The 1471-nt window shown below is 69.1% G+C and carries 1 protein-coding gene; it reads left to right on the top strand.

What is annotated here, in order from left to right; genetic code table 11:
* The first annotated feature begins 223 nt into the window (after positions 1–223).
* Positions 224–1447 (top strand): IS110 family transposase, encoded by a 1224-nt coding sequence (locus AB0F68_RS35205; RefSeq protein WP_357346214.1) that lies wholly within the window; start codon positions 224–226, stop codon positions 1445–1447.
* The last annotated feature ends 24 nt before the right edge of the window (positions 1448–1471 follow it).

Raw genomic sequence — 1471 nt, 5'->3', positions numbered from 1 at the left:
CCCCCGTTACCTTTTTGATCGTCCCCAGCCGGGGACTCTCGGTCGCCCGGCCCGGTATGACTTACCGCCCCTGTCGTATGCATGATCCGGGGGGTGTTGTCGCCGGGTCGGGTGGCGTCGATGGACCGCTGATAGGGACACGACCACTTGCTCCGTTGGGGGTAGGTCTCCTCGTAACGTGGGTGCCGGCAGTCGACGCCAGACTGGCGACCGAGCCGAGGCGATGTCGCGGGGAGGCGATGCGGTGCACGGCGACAACTACGAGGTGTTTCTCGGTCTGGATGTCGGTAAGGACGGCCATCACGCCGTCGCGCTGAACCGGGACGGCAAGCGGCTGCACGACGCGGCGCTGGTCAACACCGAGGCAAAGCTGCGGCAGGTCTTCGACAAGCTGGCCAAGCACGGCAAGGTGCTCGTGGTGGTCGACCAGCCCGCCTCGATTGGTGCGCTGCCGGTCGCGGTCGCCCGGGCCTGCGGTCATCAGGTGGCCTACCTGCCCGGACTGGCGATGCGCCGGATCGCGGACCTGCACCCCGGTAGTGCGAAGACCGACGCCCGTGACGCCTACGTGATTGCCGATGCCGCCCGCACGCTGCCGCACACGCTGCGCCGCGTCGACGTCGGCGACGAAGCGTTAGCCGAGCTGGAAGTCCTCGTCGGCTTCGACGACGACCTGGCCGGCGAGGCCACCCGGCTGACCAACCGAATCCGCGGTCTGCTCACCCAGATCCACCCGGCTCTGGAACGAGCGCTGGGCAAGAACATCCAGCACAAGGCCGTGCTCGAGCTGCTGTCACGCTGCGGCGGCCCGGCCGGGCTACGCAAGGCCGGCCGCCGCAAACTCACCTCGATCGCGAACAAGAACGCCCCGCGCATGGGCGAGCGGCTTGTCCAACGCATCATGGCCGCTCTGGACGAGCAGACCGTCGTCGTTCCGGGCACCGCGGCGGCCGAGACGATCCTGCCGAGGCTGGCCGACAGCCTGCGCGACGTGCTCCAACAGCGAGACCACGTCGCCGCCGAGGTCGACAGGATCCTCGATGCACACCCTCTTGCCGAGGTCCTGACATCGATGCCCGGCATCGGCGTCAGGACCGCAGCCCGGATCCTGCTCGAAGTCGGCGACGGCACCTCCTTCGCCACCCCGGGTCACCTGGCCGCCTACGCCGGCCTCGCCCCGGTCACCCGGCGATCCGGCAGCAGCATCCGCGGCGAACACCCCGCCCGAGGCGGCAACAAACAGCTCAAACGCGCGTTCTTCCTCGCCGCGTTCGCCGCCCTCGCCGACCCCACCAGCAGGGCCTACTACGACCGCAAACGCGCCCAAGGCAAGAAACACAACGCCGCCCTGATCTGCCTGGCCCGCCGCCGCTGCGACGTCCTGTTCGCCATGCTCCGCGACAAGAACCCCTACCAACCCCGCCCCACAGCACCGATCGCCGCTTGACGAAACCCATAGGGACACCCCCCC

Origin of the sequence: Micromonospora sp. NPDC023966, assembly GCF_040639095.1 — a bacterium.
GTDB lineage: Bacteria > Actinomycetota > Actinomycetes > Mycobacteriales > Micromonosporaceae > Micromonospora.
The sequence above is the reverse complement of the archived record's forward strand: the minus strand, read 5'-3'. Positions and strand labels throughout refer to the sequence as shown.

Coding starts and splice junctions, on each gene's coding strand:
- AB0F68_RS35205 (WP_357346214.1), top strand. CDS start 224: ATGTCGCGGGGAGGCGATGCGGTGCACGGCGACAACTACGAGGTGTTT.